The following is a 24,361-nucleotide window of genomic DNA, read 5'->3' as shown; positions in this document are numbered from 1 at the left end:
CTGCCGCTCATTCTTTCTCCGCGACCATTCCGCTTAAAGCGATGCTAACTCTGCGTTACGTAAGGCTCCAGAATCGCGGCCAATTTGGCCGCGATTTTGGCGTGTCCACCCGGGTTGGGATGGACGCTGTCGTAAGTATCGGCCGCATTATCGATCCAGCCCGTCGTTTCGATGAAATGCACTTTGCCGTCGCCGGCGTCGGTTACCGCTTTGACAGCGGTCAAAGTCGGCGTCCCCTTTGAGCCGTTAAACGGTCTGAGCACAAAAATGTCCGCACCCGGATATTTGGCTCTTATATTTTGCAAAAAGGTCGTTAAAGTCTGTTGAAACACGGCGTCGGTTACGCTGAAACCGGCATCGTTCGTGCCAAGGTTAACGACTACGGCGCGGGCTTGATACGTATTGAAATCCCACAAAGGGGAGTTCGTGTAATTTACCGTTTGGAGTTTGAAAAACTGATTGCTCATACCGATCGCGTTCGGCGAGTAACATTGGATATTGTCTACGAGACAAATGCCCGAAAAAGCCACCTGGGCATGCTCGGCACCAAGCAGTTCACCGGTCAGCCAGGCGTAATCGTCCAAAGCCTCTTTGGGATTCATCCAACCGGCCGTGATTGAATCTCCTACGAACTCGATCAAATTATGACTAACGGCCGCTTGCTGAGGCGCTGCCCCCGGATCAAGAAATAAACCCTGGAATTGTATGGTTTGGCTCTCGGAGGAAGAGGCGATTCGCAGGGTATGCGTACCGTTTGTCAATGGGCTCGGCGTTAAGTCGACCGTACCCGAAGCGTCATACAGCACATCCTCGCCGCCGTCGATGGAAGCGTAAAATTTGGCCTGGCCGGCGAGCTTCACCCTAGCCGTGGTTCCCGTAAAGTTCACTTTAAGGTAAGCCCCGCCCCAGTAGCTTTTGTAATTTGTGGCGGAGCTTTTGTCCCATCGCCCGATATACGAGATGTTAGGGTCGGTTGGTTTGATATTCACCGGTATCGTATTTGGATCTTCCTGACCCAATACATTCAGTTCATGGATGGACCAATAATTGGCCTGTGCCGTACCTGTTTGAACGATCCGGATGTACCGGGCCGTTTGGGTGCCGAAGGTAATCGCAGTAACCGCGCTGTTTCCGGTCCCCGAAGCAATGGGACTGCCAAAATTGATGCCGTCGGTCGATACGAAGACTTGGTACCCCCGCGGGTAATCATTCGGGCTTCCGGTGGTATCAAGTTCGAGAGAGTTGAAGGTCTTGTTAGCCTTCATGTCGACCGTGTACCATTGGCCGTTGGCTTGCAAACCGATCGTATCCCACCGCGACTGGTCATTCCCATCCAGAGCGTTCCCGGTAGCCGCGCTGTTTACAGATGCGGTTGCCGTCCAGACGGATCTGTCTAGAGCGACCGTTGCTCGGGGAGGAGCGGAATCTCCGCTCCCCGGATTATATACATTCAGTTCATGGATGGACCAGTAATTAGACTGCGCCGTCCCCGTTTGCACGATTCGAATGTATCGGGCTGTCTGGGTGTCAAAGGTAATCTTGGTGACTTCACTGCCGCCCGCTCCGGTCGCAACAGGGCTGCCAAAATTGGCGCCGTCGGTCGATACGAAGACTTGATACCCTCGCGGGTAATCATTCGGACTTCCGGAGGTATCGAGTTCGAGAGAGTTGAAGGTCTTGTTAGCCTTCATGTCGACCGTGTACCATTGGCCGTTGGCTTGCAAACCCACCGTATCCCAGCGTGTTTCGGCATTCCCGTCCAGCGCATTTCTGGCTGCTCCGCTGTTCACGGAAGCAGTTGCCGTCCAGCCGGTTCTGTCCAGAGCAACCGGCGCCGGTGTTGGAGGCGGCGGTTCCACAAATCCGGCCGTAAAATTGAACCAGTTCACATTAAGCAGGGACCCCTGGCCGCCCGTAAACTTCAGATATACATCGTGAACATCTCTTACACCGGTGATATTTACGGTATTCGTTACCCAATTCTGCCAACCGCCGGTGTTTGCGACAGGCAGCGTGCCGATCAGAGGGCCGCCCACACTGTCAAGGTGAATCTCGATGTTTCCGCCTGCGCCTGCACTGGCGACTCTGGCTGTAAAGCCGGTAGCGCCGCTTCCGAAATCAAGACGGTAATAGACGGCACTGTCACCATTGTCGATATAGCCGACATCTTGCCCGCCTTCGATATCACTGGTGGCTTCGTCCGTCATCCCCAGCTTATAGGGAGAACTTTCCGCCTCAATCCGTGAAAAGGCGTTGGTTGGTGAAAGCATGAGGCCGTTATAGGTTGTTTGGGCGACCACTTGGATACCCGCCGGATTAGGATGCACAAGGTCGGGGAAATTTTGCGGCATATTTTTCGTGGCCTTGTTGACATCATTTAACAGAACGCCTTTTTCAAAAGCGACTTGTTTGATGATCGGAACGACTTGGCCGGTAACGATTTGTTCGGTGATTTCACCGGGGCCGGGATTAGGGTTCTCATCGTAACAGGTAAGGAGCGTATTCATGTAGACCGTAGGATGGGAGGGCAGATTTCTGTAGTGGTCGATCATGGCTTTGTAGTCTGCGGCGTAGTCATTTTTATATACCCAATTCGAAGGTTTGGCATCATTGGAACCCAGCATGATGATGACAATATCCGGCTGCCAGTTGCTGCTGTCAATGAATTGCTGCGTGTTCCAATAGGAAGGAGAGCCTTTTTTCGTCATGGTTGTGCTGCCAACCCCGTAGTTGCGGACAGTATACCCTGAACCCAGCAGGGTCTGAAGGGTTTCGGGAAAGCTGCCGTTTCCGATTCCGGAAACATCGCTTGCTCCGACAGCGGCGACTTTGATTGGGTTGGCGGCCGCTGCAGGCAGGATTGGAAATAGCGTAAAAAGCAGGGAGACTACAACAAGCCATGCCAAGTTTGTTCGAGTTTTTTTCATTTGATAAAACCTCCTGGAATAAGATCGGATAAATTCAAATTTGACATTGATCCGTTTATGCCTTCGGTACTCTTACAGCCGTAAAGGCCATGAAATATAAATTCTCTCCTCTCTTCGTTGTACCGTAATTTAGTCCGGCACAATGATAAGTAAGCAGCAATAAAACAACTTTCCATGAATAAAAAATCATGTGTAAATTTTTCCATCTCTTCCACCCAGAGTATAGACGCAAAGTTAGTTTTGTTCAATCCAAACATGGCTTTTGGGTACTTGCGACCCAGTAAATTTCTGTGACATGTTTTACGAAAGCATTTTTTATGCAATCACAGAAGGACTATAGCCCTTTCCGTGAGAATCCGCTTTTCCTCGGATAAAAAAAGAACCTCCATCCCTCCGTACAGGCACTTCTGGGTCTTCGCCCACATACAATGTGTAGAACTAAACTCATGTGTGCCGGAGGCGCTGCCAACGGCATACCCGGACTTGGGGGTACTTTGCTCATGGAATTGTTTTCTGCGATAGCACTGTTCATTAAACAACTGACGTTGCTGGTCTCTTACGTAAAGAACAACGCGTTTCCCCAACCCCTGACGGAGGAGGAGGAAGCGAAGCACTTGCAGCGGATGGCCGAGGGTGACGCGGTATCCCGCAATGTGCTGATCGAACACAATTTGCGGTTGGTGGCTCACATCGTCAAGAAATTCGATAACACCGGCGAGGACCTGGAGGATCTGATTTCAATCGGGACCATCGGGCTGATTAAGGCGATCGAGAGTTTCCGTCCGAACAAAGGCACGAAGCTGGCCACCTTTGCCGCGCGCTGCATTGAAAACGAAATCCTAATGCACCTTCGTTCGCTCAAGAAAACACGCAAGGACGTTTCCCTGCACGATCCGATCGGAACGGATAAAGAGGGGAACGAAATTACTTTGATAGATATCCTGGGCACGGAAGCCGATGACGTGGTGGACCGGGTCCAGCTTAAAATGGAAAAGAGCAAAATTTACCGGAACCTCGACATTTTGGATGAGCGGGAGCAGGAAGTGATCAAAGGCCGATTTGGCTTGGAGCATGGCGGGGAAGAGCGGACGCAGCGGGAAATCGCCAAGGAGCTTGGGATCAGCCGCAGTTACGTATCGCGGATCGAAAAAAGGGCGCTTATGAAGTTGTATCATGAGTTTTATAAGAAGAAATAAACTTTAACCAGAAATGAATGCGATAAAACAATCAAGTATACGTCATTTGTAAGATTATTACTAGTTAAACCAAGCTGTGTGATTATCTAGCAGTTTGGTTTATTTTGTTCCGAGAAAAGCCATGTCTGCATTTATGAATTCAAACCATTGAGGCAGTACGGTCATGGAAGTAAAGTTTATTAATGTTAAAGATATCTTAAGTAATAATTATTCGTGCTGCGAAAGTCGATATAAGATGCCCCGCATAATTTATTGCATTCCCAATAACACACTGATATTATCAAGCTAATAAGTAAAAATTAACTGGTTAACTTTCTATATGAATGGGGATTTTAATTGGCTACTATACGGGAGATAGCTAATAAAGCTAATGTATCGACGGTAACTGTTTCGAAAGTATTGAATCGGGATCCGAATTTTTCCGTATCCGAGGAGACGCGTAATCGTATCTTTTCGATTGCGGAGGAGCTTAATTATAAAACTCCTCGCGAGCGTAAAATGAAAAATATGAGCACTGCGGGCAGCGAAGCCACAATTGGAGTAGTGATCTTCCTTACGGAGCAACAAGAAGAGTATGATCCCTATTTTAGCTTGATTAGAGAAGGATTTGAAAAAGAGTGCATAGCTGCCGGGATAACGACGACCAAGTTGTTCCGCTTATCTCAATATGGTAATCCCGATGTCGTGATCAACAATGTTGATGGGGTCATCGTGATCGGTGGCAGCCTCGACAATATAACTCCCATTATTCATCAAGTCGAAAATATCGTTTTTGTGGATTACTCTCCGGATGTTGAGAAATTCGATTCCATTGTTATTGATTTCGAGAGGGCTACGAGGCTTGCCCTTAATCATTTGATCAATGCGGGGCATACAAAAATCGGCTTTATGGGCGGTAGGAAATTAGACGGTAAAGATGAACGACATCATTATTATGAGATGATTATGAAAGACAACGATATCTATGACCCGGACCATGTATATATTGGAGAATGGTCAATAACAGAAGGGTATACCTCCATGCAGCGGATTATCGAGAAGGGCAGCCTTCCAACGGCTTTCTTTTTTGCAAATGATAATCTGGCCATTGGAGCACTGAGAGCATTGCAGGATGGAGGAATTAGCGTACCGCAGCAGATGGCGGTCGTTGGTTTCAATGATATTCCAATGTCTGCTTATATGAACCCCGCGCTTACGACGGTGAGAATTCAATCGGAGATGATGGGGAGAATGGCCGTAAAGCTTTTGTTGGACCGTATGAACGGCAGGGAAATTCCCGTACAAGCGACTATTCCGGCGCAGCTTATAATTCGCAGCAGCAGCGGATCGAAGTCGTAAGAATCTTGTAAACGCTCAATACAGGCAAGAGTTAAAAGCAGTGGGCAGATATTTCTGTCGACTGTTTTTTGCTATCTTCTACGAGAAATTTTTAGTAAAAAAATGATTAATAAACGTGCGATTGCGAACTCAACTTTCGCAGCATAGAATCGGCAGGAGGGCCTTGATAGCTAGGCAGGGCGGACATTCATTTACTGCAGCGTCTTAAATGCAGCGTCTTAAATCTTACTGCAGCATCTTAAACCGATTCTCGTTTTTCGAAAGTTGAGTTCGTAAGTTTATGACTTGAAAATAATAGTTTCGTTTGTTAATATTAGCAATGATATAAAGTTAATATTTAGTTTATATTTTTGAAATCCATTTTTATATGGATATAAGGAGGTGAAATGAATTTAGTTCCATGAAATATACCGAACTATGTAAGCGCTTTTTTAAGACCGAATATTTAAAAAAGGGTGATATTCATGAAGAGGATGAAGCGATTAACCGCTAGTTCGTTAGTTTTATTAATGTTTGTTTTGACGGCATGCTTTGGCAACCTTCCCGCACTTTCAGCAAACAGTGAAATTACGAATACTGCCGTAAATAGTGACGAGCTGTTGAATTCATATTTATATGAAGCGGAATCGCCGGATAATACATTAACGGGCACTGCTGCCGTTCGCGATTGCAAACCCGAAACCGGATGCTCCGGTGGACAAAAGATAGGTGATTTTGGGAAAGGAGCTTCGGTGCAATTTAACAACGTTAACGTACCTTCCTCCGGCATCTATTCTTTAAAACTTGATTATATTACCCAAAACACCGATCCAATCCGGGTGACTGTGAACGGTGGAGAACCGGATATTTTTTCTATGCCGAAGACAGCAGATTGGGACACGCTTGGCAGCTTCAATATGAAGGTATCGCTGATTGCCGGAAACAACACCATCAAATTCGATGATAACGGGGGATGGGGGCCGGATATCGATAAGATTGAGATTTCTGCCTCGGACAATCCGGGTGAAACCCCTGGAAATGGGGAGATCGGCGATATTGGTTCAACCGTCGATTCGAAGAAATTCGGGTCCATCCTTGTAACGGAGCACGAAAAAGGGGTGACGCTCTCCACCGATACGTACAAAGTTACCTATAATACGGAATCCGGCCTTGCGGCCTATGAATGGAACGGAAAGGTGATTGCTACAGGCATCTACAGCACGGTGGAGCTGGATCGGCCTTTATCAAGCAAGGATTACGCCAAGCATCTCTTTTCGCTGGATAGTATTGAGAAGATCAAAGATAGCCATGGTAAAGGGATTAAGGTCACGTTTGAAAATAAACAGGCCGGCCTTCCAACGATGAAGCAAATTTATCAAATCTATGAGGATTTGCCGTATTTCGTGACAAGTGAAGAAATGAGCAGCGAGACCCCTATTGATACGAACAATATAGCTCCGGTCGTTATGAACGCCAAAGGCGGGATCGACATCGGCAGCTATGCGGACAACCGGGTACTCATCGTTCCTTACGATAATGATATGTTTTCAAGATATAATTCGCGGACGATCAATACGTTCTTAAACACGGACTGGTATGTCAGCTCGGAAGTAACAGCCATCTATGATAATGACAGCAGGAACGGTCTGATTATCGGATCGATTACGCATGATACCTGGAAAACGGGCATTTCCTGGAGCGGCAGCAGCGATCGATTGGATAAGTTAAAGGTGTACGGAGGTTTTTCCTCGATGACGACGACGCATGATACGATACCGCATGGCACTATATCGGGTGCTACGTTAAAGTCGTCGCAGATTTTGGTCGGTTATTATGAAGATTACCGCAACGGCCTGGAAAGCTTCGGGCAGGCGAACGCAGATGTAGCTCCGCCGCTGGCTTTTGGAAAAGATGTCCCGGAAGGGGTGCCGGTTGGTTGGAACAGCTGGGGCGCTTATGGCCCGGAACTGAGATATGATAAAGTCATTGATGTATCCAATTACTTCAAGGAGAATTTACAGAACAATTTCTTTAACAACAAAGGAAATGTTTATATTAACCTGGATTCCTACTGGGATTGGCTGACGCCGCAAGAGCTGGAGGATGCGGTTAATGTCATTCGTCAGAACGGGCAAAAGCCCGGCATTTATGATGGGGTTTTTGTCTATTGGGGCGACAATATGGATCAGGTGGTTGAAGGTACGAACGGTAAATACACGTATGGCGATATTGTGATGAAGGATTACAATGGCCAGATTCTGCCCAAGGTGGATGGGGGATACGCGCTTGATCCGACACATCCGGGTACGAAGCAGCGTATTGAGTATTACTACAAGCGTTTTCTTGACCTTGGTTTCGAATACATCAAGATCGACTTTTTGAGCCACGCTTCACTTGAAGGACAACACTATGATCCGAACGTGAAGACGGGGGTTCAAGCCTATAATCAGGGAATGGCGTTCATTGATAAAGTGCTCCGCGGTAAAATGTTTATCAGCGAGTCCATAGCGCCTATCTTCCCAAGCCAATATGGGCATTCGAGACGGATTTCATGCGATATTGACGGCTCGCTGGGTCAAACCGAATACCAATTGAATAACCTGACCTATGGCTGGTGGCAGAACGGTACGATCTATCGGTATACCGATCCAGACTATATGACCCTGCTGAAGGGCGGTTCGTTAACCGCGGCACAGACGCGGGTGAATTCGGCCGTGATCTCCGGAACGGTATTCCTGGATTCCGATGATGTGAACAACCCTACGGCCCAGCAATATATGAAGGAGTTATTGACGAATCCGAAAGTGAACGCGGTAGCCATCAAGGGCAAAGCATTCCGGCCGGTAGAGGGGAATACGAATACGAGCGCGGCGGATACGTTTGTACTTAAGGATAATGGCGACTATTATTTGGCGGTGTTCAATTTTACGCAAAACCCTACAACCAAAACCGTTGATTTGGCCCGGGCGGGCATTTCAGGCGCAAAAAATTATACAGTAACCGACCTGTGGACGGATCGCTCGTACAATACTAACGGGAACGGGGAGATAAACATAAGCTTGGATGGAGCACAATCTGTGCTGTACCAAATTACTCCGGATTCGAATGGCACCAAAGGAAAGGAATAAATCATTAATATCATCCGGCACACATGGTGGACCAGGTTCAGTTTAAATTGGAAAAAAGCAAAATTTACCGGAACCTTGACATTTTGGTTGAGCGGGAGCAGGAAGTAATCAAAGGCCGATTTGCCTTGGATTATTTAATGTTTAAAAAGTTAAGCGGCCTTACCTAACCGGGTAAGGCCGCTTTTTTTAGCTTGTTTATTATTTGTTTATTCCGGATTCGTATAATAAATTTCGAATGATCGGCATCCGGTCATTTTGGACTAGACCATTAGGCCTAAGTCATCATGTACCGGTTCTAAATTAATCAGGCAGGATGTGGGAGAAGACAATGAAACGAAAGAAATTCATGGGGTGGCTGCTATCGACTGCTATGGTGCTTAATTTATTGGTGTTTCTAATGCCGGCAACAACGGAGGCGGATGTCCCGGAGATTTCTTTTGCTGGAGGAACAGGGGCGATAAGCGATCCCTACATCGTGACTACGCCTGAACAATTGCAGGCCATCGGCTCGCATTTAAGCAGTAGTTTCAAGCTGGGCAATGATATTGACCTTAGCGAATATTTGTCAGATGGTGGCGAAGGCTACAACGATGGAATGGGCTGGGTCCCCATCGGCTCGGAGACTGAACCTTTCAGCGGTACGTTCGATGGTGACGGGCATACGATTTCCAATTTGAAGATTTATCAGGAGTCGGGAAGAGCCGTGGGCTTTTTTGGCATGGCGGTACCGGGTGCCGTGATCAAAAACATCGGGCTTATACATGTGGACGTTCTGGCCCATCTATGGGTTGGCGGAATTGCAGGGCGCACCATTGGGGCGACGATTCAGCAATCTTATGTTACCGGAAAGGTCTCCGGGATGGTCGAAAAAGAAGGCGGGGGGAGCATTGGGGGCCTCGTCGGATTTAGCAGCTTTTCACGAATCGAAAATTCCTATATGATCGGCCAAGTCGCAGGGAGAGATTCGGCTGGCGGTATTTTGGGATATGCAGAAGGAATGGGTTCCCTTGAGACGGAACTTATAAATTCCTATGCGGTACCTACGATTCAAGTGAATAATAACGGAGATCGAGGGGCTCTTGCTCCTTCATTAGCTGTACTTTCCATTACGAATTCTTACTTTAACTCGGATACCTTTAACGGTAGCATGGGATATGGCGTGGGCAAGACGACTAGTGACATGAAGCTTCAGGTAACTTATGAAAACTGGGATTTCGATACGATCTGGGGCATAGATTCAGCGATCAACGACGGATATCCTTACTTGAAAAAACCGCAAATTCGGCAGGACTTCGCTGATGGGGACGGATCTGAGATGAACCCATATCAAATCGAAAATGCGGAGCAGTTGAATAAAGTAAGAAATTATCCGGACAGCTATTTTTTGGTTACCAAGGATATTGATCTCTCCCCAATCGATACAGGAGAAGGCTGGGAGCCGATTGGCTCTTATGAGGGGAATCAGCCGTTTACGGGCTATTTTAACGGAAACGGGAAAACAATCAGCGGGTTGACCATAAAATCCGGGAAGAGCGGAATTGGTTTATTCGGTTATACCCAAAATGCGAAAATTGTAAATGTGGTGCTCGCTAATGCAGATGTTGAGGCGCTGAGCGAGGAAGTGCACCTGGATGGGGATATGGCAGGTGCACTGATCGGTTATGCGCAGGACACGAATATTTTTCATTCCAGTTCATCGGGAATCGTAAAAGGTGCTAATACAATAGGCGGGCTGATCGGAAAGATTGCGGGTAAATCTGCCGTAAAATCTTCCTTTTCCTCAACTGCCGTAGTTGTAGCCGATTCAATTGGGGGCGGCTTGGTCGGCGAAGCGGTCAATTTGAATGAACACAATCCCGACATTAATTGGAGCTACGCGACCGGCAATGTCGGTGCCATTGATATCGATGGAAAGGGAACCAGCAGTGTGGTCGGGGGCTTCATTGGTAAAGCAACGAATACTTTTATTCGTGATAGCTACGCGACCGGCAATGTTACGGCTTCCCAGCAGGCAGGCGGGTTCGCCGGAGTTGCTATCGGCTCCTTGATCAGTGAGTCGTACTCAGGACCTTCTTGGGTAGATGCTGCCGATTCGGCTGGTTTTATCGCTACGGCAGTGGAGTCTACGCTAACCGACGACTATTCACGAACCAACGTCGGGGGAGCCTATTCAACAGCAGGGTTTATCATTTATGACAACGGATCGAATACAATCTCCAATGCTTATGCAGCAGGCAGCGCAACTAGTTACGGCTATGGTTACGGCTTTGGAGGCAGAGGTGAAATTCCTCCGCTTTCCACAATTAATAGCGTATATTTTGACATGGATTCTTCCGGCTTAGTCGCGATTAATAATAATGAGATGGGTATGCCTTATTCCACTCAGCAAATGAAGAGCATAGATACTTATTCGAACTGGGATTTCACATCGGTTTGGACATTCCAGCAAGATCAAAATGACGGATATCCCATATTTCAATGGCAGTTGGAGCCTTGGCCGGATTCCGAGCTTAATCCTCCTGAGGGATTTGAAGCGACAGCAGGTAACGGAGAAGTGAACTTGACATGGGAGTCTGCCGTCGGCGCAAAAGGATATCTCGTATACATGAGCACGGCTCCCGGGAAAATGGGCACGCTTATCGATCAGGCGCTTGCAGAAGACGGTGAGACCCAGCATTATTCCGTGTCAAATCTGACGAATGGAATAACTTATTACTTTGTTGTCTTGTCCGTGAATGACTGGACAATGATGGAGAAGTCAGCGCAAATCGGTGCGGTTCCAGCGGCTTCTTCGTCCGGCGGAGGCGATATCGGCGGTGGGGGTGATACCGGCGGCGGAGGCGATACTGGTGGTGGAGGAAATACCGGTGGCGGTACCGGCAATAGCGGCAGTACCGGTAGTACCGGTGGCAGCAACAACTCCCCTGCTACGGCTAACCAGTCATCAACAGTATCGGGCGGAGTAGACATACTCGTCAACGGTAAAGCGGAGAAGGCAGGCATGGCAACCGACAGCAAACGCAAAGACCAGACAGTGACAACAATTAAAATCGATCGGAACAAGCTCGAAGCCAAGCTCGCTTCTGAAGGCAGCGGGGCAATCGTAACCATTCCTGTAAGCTCGAAGAGCGATATCGTCGTTGGCGAGTTGAACGGGCAAATGGTCAAGGATATGGAAAACCAGCAAGCCGTCTTGAAGATCCAGACCGCAATAGCTGAATATACGCTGCCAGCAGCCCAGATCAACATTGACGCCATCTCGAAAGAGCTCGGCCAAGCCGCCGATCTGAAGGCGGTCACCGTGCAGATCGAAATAGCCGTTCCGGAAGCCGAGACGGTACGTTTTGTAGAAAATGTTGCGGCAGAAAAAGGCACATTTAGCCTGGTTGCACCTCCGCTTGAGTTCAGCGTGCAAGTTTCCTTTGGCGACAAAACGGTCGAGGTAACAAAGTTTAATGCCTATGTTGAGCGTACAATCGCCATTCCGGATGGCCTGGATAAAGCCAAAATCACGACCGGTGTCGTGGTCGACCCGGACGGAACGGTACGTCATGTCCCGACCCGCGTCACGCAAGTGGACGGGAAGTATTACGCCGTTATCAACAGCTTAACCAATAGCACCTATTCGGTAGTATGGCATCCGCTCGAATTCACCGATATGGTCAGCCATTGGGCGAAGAATGCCGTCAACGATATGGGCTCCCGAATGGTCATTGAAGGAACGGGCGATGGAAAATTCAGCCCTGACCGGAACATTACCCGAGCCGAATTTGCAGCGATTGTGGTGCGCGGGCTTGGGCTGAAGCCGGAAAGTTACCGCGCATCGTTCAAAGATGTAAAAGAAACAGACTGGTTCAGCAGTTCGGTACAGACGGCATACGCATACGGTTTGATCAAAGGATTTGAAGACGGAACATTCCGTCCAAACGATCAGATCACCCGTGAGCAGGCGATGGCGATTGTGGCGGATGCGATGAAGATCACGGCCCTGGATTCGAAACCCCAGGCACAAGGGGATTCTTTGCTTTCGACATACAGAGACGCCGGGAAAGTATCCGGGTGGGCCCGCAGCAGCGCAGCCGAATGTCTTGGGGCAGGCATCATTTCCGGAAGAAGCGTTGACCTGCTTGCTCCGGAATCGGAAATGACCCGCGCCGAAGTAGCGGCGATCGTGCAGCGCTTGCTGCAGCAATCCGGTCTGATCTAATTTACTTAAGAGGCAAGTTCAATATCCGTTTTATCAGACCCGTCTTATTTTCAGAAATAAGGCGGTTTTTTTTGTCCGGAAACATTTAAAGGTGAGCGGATGAAATTTCTAAAAAAAGAGATTAAAAAGCATATATAATAGTTGAGCATGGAAATCGTCCTTTACGAAAGGGCTTGATACGACATGACCAAAAGGATGATAGGGCGGAAGGTGAGCTTCATGTTGAGTGCTTTGATCGTGGATGATGAACCGCTTGCGGTAAAGCGTTTAACGACTCTTTTAACGGAAAATGGGATAGGCGAAGAATGCTGCAAATGCTTTTTGAATTGGCGTGATGCTTACGATTATGCCCGGAACAATCGGGTTGACATTGCTTTTCTGGATATTTCAATGCCGGGAATCAACGGTATGAAGCTTTCAGAATTGCTTCGTGATCTCGATGAATCCATGCAGGTCGTATTTGTAACCGGCCATGACGCTTACGCGGTACAGGCGTTCGAAGCGGATGCGCTCGATTATTTGCTGAAGCCAATCGCCGCCGACCGGGTCGCCAAAACGTTGACCAAATTTTATAAGATAAAAGGACAACCTGCCGCCGAGCCGGATTTAACCGTGAAGCTGTTCGGCGGACTCCAGATTGTACGGGGCGGGTTTACTTCCGGCCGCCAGGAAGTGCTGAAGCTGCGAAGTCCAAAAACCGAAGAACTGTTTGCTTTTTTACTTTGCCATGGTTCGGTCAGCCGCGAATCAATCATCGATACCCTTTGGGGCGGGTTGGAAACGGAAAAGGCTTGGAAAAATCTCAATTCAACGCTGTACTATATACGAAAGGCGATTGGCGTTTCGGAGAAAGACAATTTGATCGTTGCGGACCGAAATGAAATCCGGATCGACAGAGATGGACTAAGCTGTGACTTGTACAGGTTTGAGGACATGGTCAAGCAAGTCCGCCGGCAGCCGAAGAAGGACATCTTCGGTTTGTGCGAAGAAGTGGAACAGCTATATTCAGGGCCTTTGCTGCAAGGAAAATCCTATGAATGGGCAGCCGGAAAAACAAGGCAAATCGAGCAGGATTATACCAAAGTGCTGGAACTGGCCGCCGACGTTTATTTGAAGCAAGGTCAGTTGCAAGATGCACTTCATTATTTTAATGAAATTTTGAAGATCGACCCGCTGCGGGAGGATATCGCTTATCAAGTTCTAACTATTTATTTGGGACTTGGCCGCGTCAATGAAGCATTAAGGTATTACCGGGGATTGGAGAAGCTGCTGGGGCAAGAACTCGGAATGGGTCCGAGTCCCCTACTCAAGAGTTTGATCGAACGGATGCACAATAATCCTTAGCCAGTTGAGCCGCGAAACGTGGGGCACCCTAAAAACCTTATCATAACAACAGAGCAGAAAAAGCCTGCCAGATCGCTGCCAAGTACTGGGCCGACTTCGAAAATTTGCGCCAGAACAAACTTTTTAACGATGGAACCACACTAACTGGAAATTCTCCTGTTAATTGGCCCCTTATCGAATCTAGTCCAACACTAACTGGAAATCCTCCAGCTAAATCATCGATTTAGGCCGTAGACTTCCTCGTTTGCCAAAATTAGCGGGATTATTTCCAGTTATAACGTCGTTAATCCTCATTTCGCTTAAATTAGCAGGAGCTTTTCCCTTTAATAGGTCGCAAATCATCTGATTTCAAGCTCCAGATGGAAGTTCTCCGGGTAATCGAGCGCAAACAAATAATGGCAGAGTGGCGAGGATGAAGTAAAAGCCGGCGCCTTTAGACGCAAGCCGGCAATATGGGCTTTTGGCCTTAGAGCAAACTACCACCCGTTTGATGGGGGGATGATTGTCGCAATTTCTTTCGTTCATCCTCATTCCCGCGTCTAATAAACTGATAAAATGTAGGAAATGGCGTTTTCCCTTAAGGATTAAGAAACGGAGTAGAACTTAAAGATGAGAAAAATGATAATGGCTCTGATTGTAGTGGGTCTCGGATGTTTTCTATTATTATTTGGCTTAGTGAAAGCCTCTGATAATAAAGCTCCGAACCACGCTCCTGCGCAGCACGGGGTAATGGATTTGAGCGCATGGGATTTTCAAGGAGATCAGGTCGTTTCGCTGGACGGACAATGGGAGTTTTATTGGGATCAACTGCTGAAGTCGGGGGGAGAACCGGTTGTTTCGCCTGGATATATGAGGGTACCCGGTTTTTGGAAGAATGAAAATAAAGACGGGAGTCTGAACATCAAAGGAGCCGTTACCTACCGTCTGAAGGTTAAGCTTAAGCCTTCCACAACGATTTATGGGCTGAGAATATCCAATATCCGGATGGCCAGCGAGGTCTACGTGAACGGGAACAGGGTTGGCGGCAGTGGCAAACCCGCTTTATCCAAAAGCTTGTATACATATGAGAATAAGCCGTATAATGCTTTTTTTTCGGTACAGGGCGATACGGCGGAGATTATGATACATGCGGCTAATTATGAGAATTCGCAAGGCGGAATTCCTTATAGCCTTTATTTCGGGAGCTTAGACGGAATCCATAAGCTGAATACCCATACGACCATCCTCAATTTAATTCTGATCGTATCTCTTCTTATGCTCGGGAGCTACCAGCTTAGTGTATTTATTATACGAAAAGAGGAAAGAGGCCTTCTCTATTTTGGACTAAGCTGCATCATTATCGCATGGTCTTTCGCCAGCAACGGCGACCGGATTCTGGTCGAGTACGTGAATCTGCCTCATGAGATATATTATAAGATTCAAGCCATATCGCTGTACCTCTCCCTGATCACGATGGTCATGTTTATCAAGACCATGTGTAAAGGCCTGATTCCTGGGTGGTTAGTTAATAGCGTTGTCTATGGAACGGGATTTTACGTCGGCCTTGTGCTGTTCACACCGTTTCAATGGTATTCGCGCTTCAATCTGTTATTCAGCTATCTGCAAATGACCGTCTATGTCATCATTTTGGGATTGATGATTCTTGCTTACCTAAAGGGCAGGTACGGAGAATTCAGCAAGCGAACGCTCGGCCTCTTTATATTGGCCTTAAGCGGTTATATTGTAGGGTTGTTCGATTATGCGCTGTACCTGAGCAGCCTGACGCTTAGTTACACCATAGGATACTGCTCCATATTGATGTTTTGTTTTCTGGGATCATTCCTCTTGTCTTACCGCTATTCGGAAGCCTATAAGATGATCGAAGGAATGGCTGTAAAGCTGCAGCAAGCGGATAAGCAAAAAGACGAGTTTCTGCTTCATACTTCTCACGAGTTCCAAACCCCGCTTCATGGAATCATTAATTTATCTCAATCCATGCTGGAGACAGGGGCGGGGGCAGAAGCAGGAACACTTAGTGCAAGCCATATCCAGAACCTGTTCCTGATCAGAGATACTTCCAGAAGGCTTTCTGCGTTGATTCATGACATTCTTGATCTGGACAAAATCAAAAGGGGCGAGCTGAACGTTCATCTGACCGGTGTTGACGTTCGGGTGACCGTCTCCCTTGTCTTCGATTTATTTCAGTATTTGATTACAGGCAAAAAAATCAGGTTTGTCAATGCCGTACCGGATCATCTGCCCCTTGTCTATGCGGACGAGGATCGGCTGAAACAAATCATCCATAACCTGGTCGGCAATGCGGTAAAATTTACTGATGAAGGCACGATTGCAATTTCTGCTCAGGTGGTAGAGGGGCGGGTCAAAGTTCTGGTCGAGGATACCGGAGTCGGGATGAAATCATCCGACTGGGATTCCATATTCCAGCCTTTCGAGCAAGCACACTCTCCCGAGGAGTACGGGGGAACGGGACTGGGGTTGTTTATTTGCAGAAGGTTGCTGCATTTGATGGACGGAACTATAAACGTGGAATGGTCGGAACCGGAACAGGGGACCTCTATTGCTTTTACGCTGCCTATTGCCAAAGAAGCCCCGGATTTGCTCCAAGTTTACGAAGGAACCAAGGAATCCGTTTCCGTAAACGAACAGTGGAGCACGGCGGAATCGCCAAGCCGAAACAAGAGTAACTTCACGCTGCTGGCCGTAGATGATGAACCGTCCAATCTTCAGGTCCTGTCCCAGGTTTTCGCAAATGAATCGTACCATGTGATCTGGGCGACAAATGGGCTGGAGGCTTTGGAAATGTTAAAGGAGCGCTCCGATATCGACTTGGTTCTGCTCGATGTGATGATGCCTAAAATGTCGGGTTATGAAGTCTGCAGACAGATTCGCAAGCAATTCTCTCTGTTTGAATTGCCGGTTGTATTGCTGACGGCGCGTTACGCAAACAGCGATATTGCCTCCGGCTTTGCGGCAGGGGCGAATGATTTTATCATCAAGCCTTTTGATGCAGCGGAGGTCCGGGCCAGAACGGAAACGCTCCTAAAACTTAAGAAGTCAGTGGAAGCTGCTTTAAAAGCTGAGGTGGATTTTCTCCAGTCGCAGATCAAACCGCATTTCTTGTTCAACTCCTTGAACTCCATTATTGCTTTATGCCGGACAGACGGCGCGCGTGCGGAGAAGTTAATGACGCATTTAAGCTATTATTTAAGAAGAAGCTTTGACCCGAGGCCTGACAGCTTTGTTCAAATTGAGGATGAGCTGCAGCTGGCCCAAGCTTATGTGGAGATCGAGAAAGCGCGATTTGAGGACAGGCTGACCGTTATATATGATGTCGACCCGAAGGTTCTGAAGAAAAAGATCTTGCCGCTAACGATACAGCCTTTAGTAGAGAACGCTATCCGACATGGGGTTATGAAGAAGATGGAGGGCGGAACGGTAAGACTCTCCATTTCATTAGAGAAGGATACGGTTTATGTGGAAGTGTGGGATGACGGGTACGGAATCAGTCCGTCCAAGCTCCACGCCCTCTGGAAAAGCGAAAGCATTTCTTCCGAAAGACAGGGAGTCGGACTTGCTAATATTCAGCGGAGATTGGGCCATTTTTATGGAGAAGCTTTAAAAGTATCCAGTGAAGAAGGGGAATGGACAAGGGTCCGGTTTCAGTTCAAAATTTAACCTTGGGCGCAGCATCAGAAGAGGGAAGGATCATTCATGAGAGTTGTAATTGTCGATGATGAACGGCTGGCGGTCCTGCGGCTGCAGCAAATCTTGGAGTGCCGTGACGATGTTGAAGTCGTTGGGGCGTTCACCCAATATTCCGAACTGCTGAAGGAATTCATCCGGTTGAGACCTGATGCGGTCTTTCTGGATATTGATATGCCCGGAATGAACGGGCTGGAATTGGCCGCTTCTTTAATCGAGATGGACGAGCACTTGGAGGTCGTATTTATTACGGCTTACGATCAATATGCCCTTGAGGCGTTCCGCGTGAACGCTGTCGATTATTTGTTGAAGCCGGTTGACGAAAGTTCCTTGGCACAAACCATTCAACGGATCGGTAGACGGAAAGGCCGTAACCAAATGAGCAAAAGTAAAAGTGATCCCAAGCCTCGAATCGAATGTTTTGGACATTTTTACGTTCCTCAATCGAGTGGAATCGGCCCTGTCGATTTTCCAACCGCGAAGTCGGAGGAGCTCTTGGCTTTCTTGCTGGTTCACAGGGACATGAATGTATCCAAGTGGGTCATTTGCGAGAGTCTGTGGCCGGAGCATGATCCCCATAAGGCGGAGCAAAATTTGCATACGACCGTATTTCGTATGAAGAAGACTTTGCTGGAGGGCGGAATCTCCATCCAATTAAGCTCCAAAAAAGGTTATTATCATTTTGGGCTGCTTGAAGATTGTGACTACATTCGCTTTGAAAAACTGCAGAAGGAGGGGGCAGCGCGACTCGTTAGCTCAACTTCGGATGCGGAGCGTATTCTTAGACAATATAAAGGGCGGTTATTTGGACACAAAGATTACCCGTGGTGCGAAGCTGCAAGGGAGCAAGCCGATCTAAGCTTTAGGGATATGTCCAAAGCCGTGGCCCGTTCTTATATGAAGGCGGGAGAATATCGGCTAGCCCACGACTTCCTGAAGTTTATCCTGTCCATTGTTCCTTACGATGAAGAGGCACATGAGATGATTTTGCGCATCTATCTGCTCTGGAAGGATCGGGCAGCTTTTTTTAAGCATTACGATAAAATGAAAGCAGCTTTGCAGCAGGAAATCGGCGTTGAACCGCCAGTGTTTCTAGAATCCCTGCTTCAAGAAATCCTGAAGGACTCCTAATCTTGCGTTCCATACTCTCTGCGCTCTCAATAGCTCTGAGAAACTCCTTGTCTTCAGGAGATTTCTCGGAGTTTTTTTGTGTACCCGGCAATGCGTGTTACATGGTTTGAAAGGTTATCCTGTAAGCGTTTTGTAAGAATTGTCGAATAGAATGAGCATGGGAAGCTTATTGTCGAAAGATCGGGGGGGATTCCGCGATTTGTCATCATCTTTGGATGAGAATTTGTTTATCTTCACGGTATTAGCGCCTTTAAGGTGTTTAATATAAAAAATCCATGGAGGGAAAAGAATGGGGAGTTTCTTTAGAGGCAGAGGCAAGCGCCTGATCTCTGGCTTTATGGCTTTTATGTTGGCGGCATCATTGTTTGGGGCGGCAGGTCATGTTGGAGCTACCAGCAATATGATATTAGCTGTAAATGTAGATCAGGCGTCATATGTACCAGGTGATGAGGTTTCCGTTACAGTATCACTTCAGAGTGTAGAGGATGCTGAATTGGAAGGAGGTTTAGCTTACCTCCGTCTAGGCATTAATTATCCGACTTCCGTTTTCAGTGCTGATGATTATGTAACGGATAATGGTAATGGAAAACGTATCTATAATGCCGCGGATTATAGTTTTGGGAGCGGGATTTCCGGTCAGGATTATGTGGTTCAACCCCCTGTAGATAGCTTTTCTTATTCAGATGGGAGTTCAGTATACAATGAAGTCAATTTCTCCCTTTTGGATGCTTCGGGAACAGGAAGCTCTCCTATTCAAAATGGGGATTTATTGACCTTTAAACTTAAGGTTAAGGACGACGCACCGATTTCCGACCTTGTTCCTATTACTATTAATAGTGATAAATCGGAAATCGTGGATGAAAACGAGAACTCGGCTCCTATGAACAAGATTGGTTTTGATCCGGTATATGTGAATATAACAGCTAATGGGGGTTCCGACCCATCGGATGGATCAACGACGAATCCGTCTGTAACAATCACCGATTTCAAACTGGATACATACACGACCAACATAACAGTTGGTAATGTGGTTAAAATTACAGGGACAGCATCTTACAGTAATGGCAGTACTGCTGAAGTCACTAAAGATGTGGAATGGGAATCATCCGATAACGGAAAAGCCCTTGTGACTAAAGGATGGCTAAATGCCACAGATGCGGGTACAGTCCAGATAACAGGCAGTTATGAAGGATTAACGGACTCCTTGACTTTTAATATTGCACAACCTCAAGGAGAGGTTAACATAGAAAGAGACTTTCTTCTGGACGCTGCTTATCTCTTTTTAAACATTGGTGATACTAAAGACATTTCAGCCGGTATAAGGTATACGAATGGAGAAATGGGTCCGCTTGATGCAACTGAAATGGAGTGGTCCAGCTCAGACTCCTCTATCGCCAGTGTTAGCAATAGCGGCAAAATTACTGCCCTTGCAGAAGGGGAAGCAACCATTACGGCTGAGTATCATGGAAATGAGAGATTAATAGGTGTGTACGTGGCTCCGTCCGATGACCCATCAGGTCAAGATCCTACAACAGGCACGGATCAGCCAACTAAGCAATGGGTGGTTATTCCGGGAGGAGAATCGGCTGGAAGCCCTCATGCTTTAGCGATTGACAGCAGCGATAATTTGTATATGCCCGATTCAACTGTCGATAGTAACAGGATTCTAAAGTTTACAAACGGCACGTTGGAAAACATTGCCGGACAAGAAGAATTTAGAGGTGCGGTAGGTATAACTGTAGCCGGCAATGGAGATATATTTGTTTCCGATAATATCGATAATACAATCAAGAGGCTTTCTAACGGCGTTTGGACAGACATCACCGGTTCCGAGAGTTTTTCTGCTCCTTTTGGCATGGACGTAGATATCGAAGGAAATTTGTATGTCACAGACATGGGGCACAATGCCATAAAAAAATACTCGAACGGGGTATGGAGCGACATTGGTGGCGATTTCAATAAACCTAGTCGTGTAATAGCAGATGGCGAGAATTTATATGTAGTCGATAATTTTTATTCAGCAATAAGCAAATGGTCAAATGGGGTTTGGTCGACTGTATATTCGGGTGATATGTTCACTGCTTATGATATTGCTGTCGGTGACAACGGGGATATCTATGCGTTGGATACCGATGCTATGAAAGTTAAAAAACTCTCTAATGGTATCTGGGAGGACATTAGCGGTTCAGCAACATTTCATGGGTTGGCTGCAATTAATGTAGACAGCAGCGGAGATGTAATTGTACTTGATAATGTGCCCTATACTACAAATTCAGCCCGCATTATGAAGCTGACAGCTTCACCTCCTAAGACTGAAAATGGTATTGCTCTCAGTTCTAAGGATCTTATGTTTGCAGTACACGACGGTCGAGATATAACTTCTTTTAAAACATATAGCGATGGCACCCAAGAAGAACTTGCAGCATCTGCACTAACTTGGTCTTCCTCCGACGACTCCATTGCTGAAGTTCACAACGGTCAAATTACTGGTTTGGCCAAAGGTGTTGCAACGATAACAGCACAATATAATAGTTATAAAGCAGAGATTAACGTCATTGTTTTTACTCCAGATCCGGATGTAAATGATGTACGATATTATATGGCTGTTGGCTTATCGGGTTCGAATATCGTAAAAGTTGGCGAAACCGATTCCTTTACTGCAACTGTTGGGTATTATAATAGTTCTTCAAAAAATGTTACGACCGATTCGGTTTGGATCAGCTCAGATCCAAGTATTTTTACGGTTGATAATGGGGTTGTAACCGGTGTATCCGCCGGTTCGGCGAAATTGACCGCCGTTTACGCGGGTTTGAGGGTTGAGCAAGGGGTTTCTGTTGAAGAGAATGACACGTCGGGCGGAGGCACGTCTCCTGGTGATGGGTCAACGACCAATCCTGGTGATGGATCAACAACCAATCCTGGTGACGGGTCAACGACCAATCCTGGTGGCGGGTCAACGACCAATCCCGGTGGCGGGTCAACGACCAATCCCGGTGGCGGGTCAACGACCAATCCCGGTGGCGGGTCAACGACCAATCCTGGTGGTGGATCAACGACCAATCCTGGTGGTGGATCAGCGACCAATCCTAGTGGTGGGCCGACGGCCCAGCCGTCGACTCCATCAAACACGGACGTGTTCAACACGAAGGTGGTAAGTCCTGAGGCGGTGGTCAACAAAGTACAAAACCTGGTATCTTCGGCCACGCCTGCCGCTAGTTTCCAAGAACCAACAGATGTGAAGGGGAACTGGGCGGCCAAAACGATCGACATGTTCCTCAAGCTTAATATCATCAAAGGCTACACGGACGGAACGGTGAAACCAAACCAGGCCATTACCCGCGCCGAGTTTGTGGGCATCCTGTCCCGCATCTTTGATGTGGAAGGGACAAGTCCTGTATCGTTTAAGGACGTAAGTGGCAACAACTGGGCCAAAGCGGCGATTGAGCAGTTTGCATCTGCGGGCATCATCAACGGTTACGGCAATGGCGAATTCAGACCGAACCAAATGATTACCCGGGAGGAAATGGTCATCGTCCTTAGCCGGTTGATCAACCTGGAAAGCGTAGCAATGGACGCTACAAAAGGCGGCTTCAGCGACGTTCAAGGAGCTAAAGCAGAGGGCAGCATCCAGCAGGCGGCGCAAGCCGGCATCATCAGCGGACCCGGCGACGGCACATTCGACCCGGAAGGCAATGCAACCCGTGCGGAAGCGTTGACTATTATCCTGAACGCCTTGAACCTGAACGGCCAAATCAAGACGATGCTGGATACCTTGGAATAAATGAAATAGCCTCAGCTATGTATCGCACATTGAGGAGCAGGCCTTGATGAAGCTGTCCCGCGAGTTTTATAAGACCAAACGGTGAACGTGCCGGGACGGGCGAAAGACAGTATCCGGTCCCGGACGTAAGTTGCGATAATCTAAAGCAGACCGCTCCGAAGAATGGGGGCGGTCTGCTTTGTTTTTTGGCCGGATGCCGATTAATTCAATTTCGTCAACTTCCATTTCTGTGCATCGGTTCCGTTGTCGGTATACTGCTGAACCGCTGCGCCGTCCGCCGTAGATGCGGCAGCCACATCCACGACAAGTCCGCTGACTTTAGATACCAGCTTGTAGTAGCCATCGCCCGCATCGACGATTTTCCATCTTTGCGCGTCCGTTCCGTTATCGGTATACTGCTGGAGCTGAACGCCGACCGCCGTGCTGGCGGCCGGCACGTCCAATGCTTTGCCGCTGTGTAACGCAGTCAGCTTGTAATAGCCGTCTCCGGTGCTTTCGATTCTGAATTGCTGGTTGGTTGCGTAATAATTGGTCCACTGCTGTATTTTGGCGCCGTCAGCATACGACACATCGACTACATCCAGCGCTTTGCCGCTGATTTTCGAGGTCAAAGAGTAGACGCCGTCGCTGATGACCGGCGAGTTGCCGGGTTGTGATTGATAGACATGTACATAATCCACTAACATTTGTGCCGGGAATGGAGTCGACGAGTTGGGGCTTCCGGGCCAGTTGCCGCCGACGGCAAGGTTAAGCAGCAGAAAAAACGGCTTCTGGAATTCTTCCGTGTTTCCGGTTCCGCCCGCAATATAAAATTCATTATAAAGGTTGCCGTCTACAAACCAGCGAATATAATCCGCGTCCCATTCAACGGTGTAAAGATGGAATTTGGAGAAATCAAGACTTCCCGAAGCCCGGCCGTAATCGGCATGACCATTGGCATCCCAATGTACGGTTCCATTGATGGAGGCGTTGTTATTGACTCGCTCCATAATGTCGATTTCTCCGCACCATGGCCATCTGACGGAGCTGATGTTCGAACCCAGCATCCAGAATGCCGGCCACAGCCCTTGCCCGGAAGGCAGCTTGATGCTTGCTTCGATTTTTCCGTAGGTGAAGCTTTTTAGACCTTGGGTTTTAATGCGTGCGGATGTGTAATTTCTCCCGCCGTAATTTTCCTTCTGAGCGGTGATCACAAGATTTCCGCCCGTCACCTGGAGATTCTGCGGCCGATCGGTATAATACTCCAACTCGTTGTTGCCCCATCCGTTGTCTCCAATGCCGATTTCGGGAGTCCAACTGCTTCTGTCCAGCGATGTTCCGTTGAACTCGTCGGACCATACCAGATTCCAGTTGCCGGCGGCGCGGGTATGTTGGGCGGGGACGAAAGTGGCCAGCAGGGCTAACAGCAGAACCAGGGACAATACTTTTGCGCGTCTCACATTAATTCTCTCCTTTTGCGATAGATTGCCTTGTAAATTCTGCCGCCGCCTTGGCGGAGCGTCCTAAACACAAGGCTTTGATTTGCAGAAGATTAAAGCGCTATTATTTATTGCGGTACTATTATAATGTGAGATGTAATATATTTACAACCAAATTTATTATATATTTCCAAAATTAAGAGAATTGAA

10 protein-coding genes are annotated in these 24,361 nt (G+C 47.7%); 8 read left to right on the top strand and 2 right to left on the bottom strand.

Annotated elements, in window-relative coordinates; all coding sequences use genetic code 11:
• Nucleotides 1–44: 44 nt before the first annotated feature.
• Nucleotides 45–2,927 (bottom strand): discoidin domain-containing protein, encoded by a 2,883-nt coding sequence (locus ACI48K_RS10105; protein WP_475027478.1) that lies wholly within the window; start codon nucleotides 2,925–2,927, stop codon nucleotides 45–47.
• Between the two features lie 500 nt (nucleotides 2,928–3,427).
• Between ACI48K_RS10105 and sigK the strand changes: the two genes are divergently transcribed.
• The 8 genes from sigK (at nucleotide 3,428) to ACI48K_RS10065 (ending at nucleotide 22,733) form a co-directional block, all read left to right on the top strand.
• Entirely contained in the window at nucleotides 3,428–4,123 is a 696-nt protein-coding gene (gene sigK / locus ACI48K_RS10100; RefSeq protein WP_475027477.1) for an RNA polymerase sporulation sigma factor SigK, read from the top strand.
• Nucleotides 4,124–4,459: 336 nt separating this feature from the next.
• Nucleotides 4,460–5,461 (top strand): LacI family DNA-binding transcriptional regulator, encoded by a 1,002-nt coding sequence (locus ACI48K_RS10095; protein ID WP_475027476.1) that lies wholly within the window; start codon nucleotides 4,460–4,462, stop codon nucleotides 5,459–5,461.
• Between the two features lie 464 nt (nucleotides 5,462–5,925).
• The gene (locus ACI48K_RS10090) at nucleotides 5,926–8,568 is read left to right on the top strand and encodes a carbohydrate-binding protein (RefSeq protein ID WP_475027475.1); all 2,643 of its coding nucleotides are present in this window, start codon (nucleotides 5,926–5,928) and stop codon (nucleotides 8,566–8,568) included.
• A 328-nt stretch (nucleotides 8,569–8,896) separates the two neighbouring features.
• Entirely contained in the window at nucleotides 8,897–12,775 is a 3,879-nt protein-coding gene (locus tag ACI48K_RS10085; RefSeq protein WP_475027474.1) for an S-layer homology domain-containing protein, read from the top strand.
• A 219-nt stretch (nucleotides 12,776–12,994) separates the two neighbouring features.
• Nucleotides 12,995–14,119, top strand: a complete 1,125-nt coding sequence (locus tag ACI48K_RS10080) for a response regulator (protein WP_475027473.1) — start codon at nucleotides 12,995–12,997, stop codon at nucleotides 14,117–14,119.
• 735 nt (nucleotides 14,120–14,854) lie between these two features.
• A complete protein-coding gene (locus ACI48K_RS10075) occupies nucleotides 14,855–17,794 on the top strand; it encodes an ATP-binding protein (RefSeq protein ID WP_475027472.1) in 2,940 nt (979 codons plus the stop codon).
• A gap of 36 nt (nucleotides 17,795–17,830) precedes the next feature.
• Nucleotides 17,831–18,952 carry a response regulator gene (locus ACI48K_RS10070; RefSeq protein ID WP_475027471.1) on the top strand — a complete coding sequence of 374 codons (1,122 nt, stop codon included), beginning with the start codon at nucleotides 17,831–17,833 and terminating at the stop codon, nucleotides 18,950–18,952.
• A gap of 289 nt (nucleotides 18,953–19,241) precedes the next feature.
• Nucleotides 19,242–22,733: an S-layer homology domain-containing protein gene (locus ACI48K_RS10065; RefSeq protein WP_475027470.1), complete on the top strand. Its 3,492-nt coding sequence runs from the start codon at nucleotides 19,242–19,244 to the stop codon at nucleotides 22,731–22,733.
• Nucleotides 22,734–22,933: 200 nt separating this feature from the next.
• Here ACI48K_RS10065 and ACI48K_RS10060 read toward each other — a convergent pair whose 3' ends face one another.
• Nucleotides 22,934–24,172 carry an RICIN domain-containing protein gene (locus ACI48K_RS10060; protein WP_475027469.1) on the bottom strand — a complete coding sequence of 413 codons (1,239 nt, stop codon included), beginning with the start codon at nucleotides 24,170–24,172 and terminating at the stop codon, nucleotides 22,934–22,936.
• Between the last annotated feature and the right edge of the window lie 189 nt (nucleotides 24,173–24,361).

It is taken from the genome of Paenibacillus terrisolis, assembly GCF_056171975.1.
The sequence above is the reverse complement of the archived record's forward strand: the minus strand, read 5'-3'. Positions and strand labels throughout refer to the sequence as shown.